This is a genomic window from Micromonospora humida, assembly GCF_016901255.1.
GTDB classification, from domain to species: Bacteria; Actinomycetota; Actinomycetes; order Mycobacteriales; family Micromonosporaceae; genus Micromonospora; species Micromonospora wenchangensis.
The window spans coordinates 943,387-950,572 of sequence record NZ_JAFEUC010000001.1 but is presented as its reverse complement, the minus strand read 5'-3'; the positions used below and the strand labels follow the sequence as shown (position 1 = coordinate 950,572).

Sequence of the window (7,186 nt, the reverse complement as noted above, 5' to 3'; positions counted from 1 at the left end):
TCTCACCGAGGCCGCGGACCTCAGTCGTACGCCGGTCGACGTCACCGCGGTCCTGGACCACCTGGTCGCCGAGGCCGACACGGCCGCGCCGACGAGCATCGGCTTCCCCGGCGCGGTCGACCTCGACCATCGGGAGGTGATGGCCCGCCTCGGTCACCGCCTGTGGAACAACATCGGCGACCCCACCGACACCGGCGGCACCCCGCACACCCGCGTCCTCGAACAAGCCGTGATCGCCTGGCTCGCCGACACCCTCCACATGCCGGCCGACGACCGGTGGGGATACGTCACCACCGGCGGCACCGAAGGCAACCTCTCCGCCCTGCACGCCGCCCGCCGCCGCCTCCCCACCGCACGCATCTACTACTCGACGGCCGCCCACTACTCCATCCCGAAGATCATCGAGATGCTCGGAGCACGCGGTGTGGTGGTCAACGCCGGCGCGGACGGGGAGATGGACTACGACCACCTCGCCCTCCGGGTACGCCGCCACCGGCGATGGCCGGCGATCGTCGTGGCCACCGCCGGCACCACCATGACCGAAGCCGTCGACGACACCACCCGCATCCAGGCCGTCCTCGACGAACACGACGTGCCCGGCCGGCACGTGCACGTCGACGCGGCCCTGTCCGGCATACCCCTCGCCCTCGACGGACGGCTGCGCCTGGACGACGACAGCGGCATCGGCAGCATCGCGGTGTCGGGGCACAAGTTCCTCGGGGTGCCGACGCCGTGCGGGGTGGTCCTCATCCGCGACAGCCTCCGCCGCGAAGGCGCCCCGGTCACCTACACCGCCACCCTCGACTCGACGGTGACCGGATCGCGCTGTGGGCTAGCCGCCGCTCTGCTGTGGCATGCCATCGCCACCCACGGCCGGGAAGGACACCGGTGGCGGGTCAGCGAAGCCCGCCGTCTCGCCGCATACACCGTCGACAAGCTCACCACCGCCGGCTGGCCCGCCTGGCGACACCCCCACGCCTTCACCGTCGTCCTCCCCACCCCACCCACCGCAGTACGGGCGAAGTGGCTCCTGGCAACCGACGCGGACGTCAGTCACCTCATCTGCATGCCCGGCATCACCCAAGGCCAGATCGACGCCTTCGTCACCGACCTCACCGACGCCACCGCGCCGGATTCAGACCCAGGCCCCGATCACCCACACCTGCCGAGGTCCATCCCCAGGCCCCGGCAAACGTCTTCACCCACCACCGGCATCGGCACCCCCTGACCGCTGCTTGCCGCCCCGCCGCCCTGGCACCCCCCCGAGTGCCGGCTTGCCCGCGTCTCGGCGCACCTGCTCACCGCTGCCCGAACCTGACCGCTGACCCCCCACCAGCAGGACGCCATCGACGCCGCCGACCTCGTGCCCCACATCACCACGCCCTGACCACCGGCCGGCCCGGTGATCGCTGCGGCCGGCCCGCCAGCGCCCTGTTTGCTTTCCCTGCCCATCCGTCTTGCCGAGGGACCGACCTTCCTGATGGCCCAGCCCCGCACCTACACCTCCGACGTCATGACCGACGCCGTACGTCAGGTCGAAGCCGCCCGCGCCGCCGGACGACGCGGCCCGATCAGCGCCGTCGCCCGGGAACTCAACCTCGACCGCCGCCTCCTCCAATCCTGGGTCACCAACGCCCGCGCCAACGCCGCAGCAGCAGCACCACCGCCCACCGCATCGAGCACCCACACCGGCGTCGACCTGGTACTGCTGCCCGACGGGCTGCTGCACTGCCGGTTCTGCCAACACCCCATGACAGCGGTGTTCACCTGGGCCGGTCTCGTCTACGACTGCCCACCACCCTGCCGCCGACCCGTACTGAACGCGACAGCAGTCGCCAGCGCCGTCGGCCTGGTGGTCCTGCGGCACGCCGCGCACCTCGTACCCGCGCTCACCCACCCCAAGGCGGCGAGTATCGCCGCCGGACACGCCCATCGGTTGATCACCCGGATCACCGCCGGCACCCACCCCAGCGACCTACGCATCACCTGGCCCACCACCCGCCCACCCCGACCCGTCCCACCCGGACACCTCCACCTCGCCCGCAACCTCGCCACTACCGACCCACAGCGTGCCCGCACCGTCCTGCGGAACGTCCTCACCGGCATCGACCCCACCACCACCGCCACCGAAATCGCCTACGCCGAGGCCGCGCACCTGCTCGCCCCGCTCCTACCAGGCGAGGCGGCGATCCGCTGGGCCGACTACGCCCACCGCGGCCTCACCCACCTCCACGGCCCCACCCACCCGCACACGCTGACCGCCGCGCATACCCTCGCCACCGCCCACCGTCAGGCAGGCCACCACCAACGCGCCTACCACCTCCTGCGGGAACTCGCCGAACGCTTGGCCGCCACCGCCGGATCCGACGCGCACCCCACCCTCGCCGTCCGCGCCACCACCGCCCTCGTCCTGCACGACCTCGGCCACCACCACGCCGCCCACACCCTCCTCACCGACACCATCGACCGCCACCACCGAGCCCACCCCGGCCATCCCGCCACCGCCCGCATGACCAAACACCTCGACCACCTCCGGCAGCGCCACACCACCGATCGCGACAGCAGACCAAGAGCAGCAGTGAACCCTCCCGCCCCAGTGGTGCAGGCATGACGGCCCCGGAAACGGCCGCAAGCGGCATGAAGGCGGACGGACAACGATCGGTGCTTCGCGAGTACCTGGCACGGCACCTGGAAGTTCGCACCCCGAGAAACCGCAGCTTAGGCGTGAAGACGCTCAACCTCGGCATCGAGGAGGACCCATTGCCTCCGGAAAGGTTCTTCGTGGCCAGCGAGCGTGCAGCCGTGGTTCCCATCCCGTCGCTGACCTCCCACGAGGCGTTCGACTCTGGGGTGCTGCTCGGCACCGGGCCGGCCTCACGCCTGCTCGACCACAGCCGGCAGGCATACGCCGCGCTCGCCGCATCGAAACGGTGGCCGACGTGCAGGCGTTGGATGTGCTGCGAGAGCGGCGGGGGGATGATTCTCTTGTGCTGAATATCCGGTTGACCGTTTGAGGTTCGTCCCATCAACCTGTGCGAAGCTTTAATGATCTAGGAGCTGCGCCCGGCCACCGCGCCGGGCGAGGATCGCAACCCCGCTTCCGACGGGCCGATGATGGACAGCCGGTCGCGCTGCGCCCGGCCACCGCGCCGGGCGAGGATCGCAACGACCGGGGCGAGGAACCTGAGCAGGACGCGCCGCAGCACGCTGCGCCCGGCCACCGCGCCGGGCGAGGATCGCAACTGCGCCCACGCGGGCAGGTCCTCGACCCGCTCCGCAGGCTGCGCCCGGCCACCGCGCCGGGCGAGGATCGCAACAACGCCTCCGCGAGCAGCGCCGCTCGGGCGAACTCGGGCTGCGCCCGGCCACCGCGCCGGGCGAGGATCGCAACGCCATGGCCTCCAAGAGCCTGCACCGGCAGCTCTGGCTGCGCCCGGCCACCGCGCCGGGCGAGGATCGCAACGATCAGGGTCATCGTGGGCTCTCTTGGGGTGGGTGGATGCTGCGCCCGGCCACCGCGCCGGGCGAGGATCGCAACCCGATGGGTTTCGACCCGGTGACCGACGGCCTGTCGGGCTGCGCCCGGCCACCGCGCCGGGCGAGGATCGCAACGCCTTGCGGCCCTCGTCGTGCCGCCAGGTCAGCTCTTCGCTGCGCCCGGCCACCGCGCCGGGCGAGGATCGCAACCCCCACCACCCGGCCGCTGTCGTTGACCTTGCAGAGGCTGCGCCCGGCCACCGCGCCGGGCGAGGATCGCAACGGCTGATACAGCGTGGCGTGCGCGACGCTGGGCGCAAGCTGCGCCCGGCCACCGCGCCGGGCGAGGATCGCAACCCTGTCGGCGCGAAGTCGGTAGCAGCATGGCCAGTGGCTGCGCCCGGCCACCGCGCCGGGCGAGGATCGCAACAACGACCGGATCAGCGTCTGATCGGTGATCCGACGGGCTGCGCCCGGCCACCGCGCCGGGCGAGGATCGCAACGACTTCGGTCAGCGAGACGACCGTCTCGGCGACGTCGCTGCGCCCGGCCACCGCGCCGGGCGAGGATCGCAACATCGGCGCGAAGGTGATGAACATGAAGCTCAGCACCGGGCTGCGCCCGGCCACCGCGCCGGGCGAGGATCGCAACCCGGTCGCCTCGGACCCGGCGCTGGACGGCTACGCGGCTGCGCCGGGCCACCGCGCCGGGCGAGGATCGCAACATCGCCTCGGTGACGGTGAAGTCGTCGGGCAGCCGAGTGCTGCGCCCGGCCACCGCGCCGGGCGAGGATCGCAACTACCCTCACGGCCATGACGTGGCAGCAGGCGGCCGGGAGCTGCGCCCGGCCACCGCGCCGGGCGAGGATCGCAACCGGCCGTGGTGGGGGGACCCGGCGCGTCGCTTCGACTGGTGCTGCGCCCGGCCACCGCGCCGGGCGAGGATCGCAACTCGGACTCGTACTGCCACCAGCCGAGCTGCTCGCCGCGCTGCGCCCGGCCACCGCGCCGGGCGAGGATCGCAACGCCGCGCCCATGACGACCCGCCGGCGGTCCGCCGGCGGGGGCTGCGCCCGGCCACCGCGCCGGGCGAGGATCGCAACGCGACGGACACGTCACTGAGGCTGCGGGTCGACGTGGAGCTGCGCCCGGCCACCGCGTCGGGCGAGGATCGCAACGTGAGGATGGTCGTCGGGTTGAGGTGAACTTCATTCAGGGCAGCGCTCGGCGGTCGCGCCGGCGAGGACGGGCACAAGACCCGGCGGTACGAGAGCGATGGGCAGACCCGGTTGCGTCCGGCCGCTGTGCCGGGCGAGGATTGAGTGTTCGCTGCCCCGACCATTACAGGCTGCGTTTTCGTTGGACTGGCCCCGCTTGAATAGCGGGTGTCGTAATGATTTCCGTGGGGGTCTGATCGTGTCTGGTAAGGGCATTCTTTGGGCTCATAGTCCGGCTGATGGCTCTGGCCGGTGGCATTCTCTGGCAGAGCATCTTCGTGGCACGGCAGGGTTGGCGCGACGCTTTGCTGCTCCGTTTGGTGGTGGTGAGGTGGCCTATTGGCTTGGTGCGTTGCATGATGTAGGCAAGGCGTCTTGTTCCTGGCAGGACAAGCTTGCTGCGGTTGCGTCCACTGGTGGGGTAGTGGGCATCGACCACAAGTCTCTGGGGACGAGGATCGCGCAGGAGCATGGGCTTGGACTGTTCTCTGGTGCGATTTTCGGTCATCATGGTGGGCTCGTCGATTCGCCTGTGCTGCGGGCGATGTTGCGGCAGAGGCTTGCCACCTGGTCTGGGGAGGTGGCGTCTGCTGAGCAGGAGTTGGCTGGGCTGCTACCTGATCTGCCAGCGGATCTCGGTGTCCTGGTGCCCCAGGGTTGGCGGGAAGATCCGTTGGTGGGGGAGATGGCGTTGCGTCTGTGCTACAGCGCTTTGGTCGACGCGGACAGCCTGGACACGGCCGCACACTTTCAGGGTTTGGCTGACCCTCGGGTCCGTGCGGATGCCGATTTCGGTCATCTCTACAAGGTGTTCGAGCAGCGGCGCCGTGTGGAACTCTCCGGACGCGGTGACTCGCCGGTCGCTGGCCTACGGGAGCGGGTCTATGCGGATTGTCTGGCGGCGGCTGAACGGGAGCCTGGGGTGTTCCGCCTCGGTGCCCCGACCGGTGCTGGTAAGACGCTGGCGAGTGGGGGGTTCGCGCTGCGGCATGCGGAGAAGCATGGGTTGCGTCGGGTGATCGTGGCGGTTCCGTTCCTGACCATCACCGAGCAGAATGCTGCCGTCTATCGTCGGCTGTTGGATGAGGAGGGTGGTGAGCCGGTCGTCCTGGAGCACCACAGTCAGGCTGATTTCGATGATCCGGATGCCGGTCGGTGGGCGCGGCTGGCTGCGGAGAACTGGGACGCGCCGTTTGTTGTTACGACCTTCGTCCGGCTGTTCGAGTCGTTGTACGCGCGTAAGCCGTCGGCGATGCGTCGGGTTCATCGCCTGGCGAACTCGGTGATCGTGTTGGACGAGGTGCAGGCGTTGCCGCATGCGATGCTCGCGCCGATCCTCGATGGGCTTCGCCTTCTCGTGCGGCACTTCGGGACGACGGTGTTGTTGTCCTCGGCGACGCAGCCGAGTTTCTGGGCGCTGGATGAGTTCAAGGACGTGCCGTGCACGGATCTGATCCACGACACTCCGCGTCTGGTCAGTGAGCTGCGGAGGGTGCGGTACGAGTGGCAGCTCGACCCGCAGCCGACGCTGTCTGACGTCGCCGATCAGGCCGTGGGTGAACGATCGGCGTTGGTGGTGGTCAACACGACGGCGGACGCGAAGACGGTGTTCGAGCGGTGGAGTGACAGCGAGCCTGAGGGGGCGGCGTGGCACCTGTCGACCCGGATGTGTCCGGATCATCGACGGCGGGTGCTGGCGCAGGTGCGCACGCGACTCGACCGGGGTGAGCGTGTCCTGCTGGTGGCTACCCAGCTGATCGAGGCCGGGGTGGACGTCGACTTCCCGGTGGTGTTCCGGGCGATGGCGCCGGCGGACTCGCTGCTGCAGGCAGCCGGGCGGGCCAACCGCGAGGGACGGATGGCCCACGGTGGTCGCGTGGTCGTCTTCGCGCCGCAGGACGGCGGGCAACCACCCACGTACAAGACGCTGGTCGGCTGTACCGGGCGTCAGTTCGGACCGGGCAAGGCAGACCCGGACGACATCGAGGCGCTCGGACGCTACTACCGCAACGTGTACGACACGCTCACCCTCGCCGACCACCAGCATGTTGGGCAACGCATCCAGCATGCCCGGAAACGCTGGGAGTTCGAAACCGTTACGGACGGGCCGATGGATGCGCGCACCAAGCGGCGCGATCGGAAGCTGGCGTTCAGGATGATCGACGACGACGCCGTCAACGTGGTCACGCTTCAAGGGGCCGAGACGCCCAAGCTGCGCGAAGAACTGGAACAGCTCATCGTGGACCTACGCCATTCACCGATCCGAGACTTGACCAAGCTGCGCCACTTGCAGCCGTACACGACGAACCTCCACCCCAGCGCCCTACGTCAAACCGGTGTGATGGCGTTACTTCGGCCGATTCTCGGCACCGAGGTACGGCGAGGTGCGCTGGTCGAGTGGATCGGCGAGTACGACCACGCCACGGGGATCAACCTTGACCCGAACCTGGAGCAGTTCGTCTTCTGACGCACTCGTCAGTCGGATTCTTGTCA

Annotated in this window: 4 protein-coding genes and 1 CRISPR repeat array; all 4 genes read left to right on the top strand. The window is 69.8% G+C overall.

Translation table 11 applies throughout. The features are described 5' to 3' along the window. A partial coding sequence (locus tag JQX11_RS03910; RefSeq protein ID WP_204923536.1) for a histidine decarboxylase occupies positions 1-1,228 on the top strand: 1,228 nt, incomplete at its 5' end. Positions 1,229-1,480: 252 nt separating this feature from the next. Then, positions 1,481-2,611, top strand: a complete 1,131-nt coding sequence (locus JQX11_RS03905) for a CDC27 family protein (RefSeq protein ID WP_204923535.1) — start codon at positions 1,481-1,483, stop codon at positions 2,609-2,611. Beyond that, a complete protein-coding gene (locus JQX11_RS03900; RefSeq protein WP_204923534.1) occupies positions 2,608-2,994 on the top strand; it encodes a hypothetical protein in 387 nt (128 codons plus the stop codon). Before JQX11_RS03905 ends, JQX11_RS03900 begins: the two co-directional genes overlap by 4 nt. Before the next feature lie 62 nt (positions 2,995-3,056). Next, positions 3,057-4,654: direct repeats of the CRISPR family, unit length 37 nt; unit sequence GCTGCGCCCGGCCACCGCGCCGGGCGAGGATCGCAAC. A 238-nt stretch (positions 4,655-4,892) separates the two neighbouring features. Then, the gene (gene cas3, locus JQX11_RS03895) at positions 4,893-7,160 is read left to right on the top strand and encodes a CRISPR-associated helicase Cas3' (RefSeq protein ID WP_307826052.1); all 2,268 of its coding nucleotides are present in this window, start codon (positions 4,893-4,895) and stop codon (positions 7,158-7,160) included. The last annotated feature ends 26 nt before the right edge of the window (positions 7,161-7,186 follow it).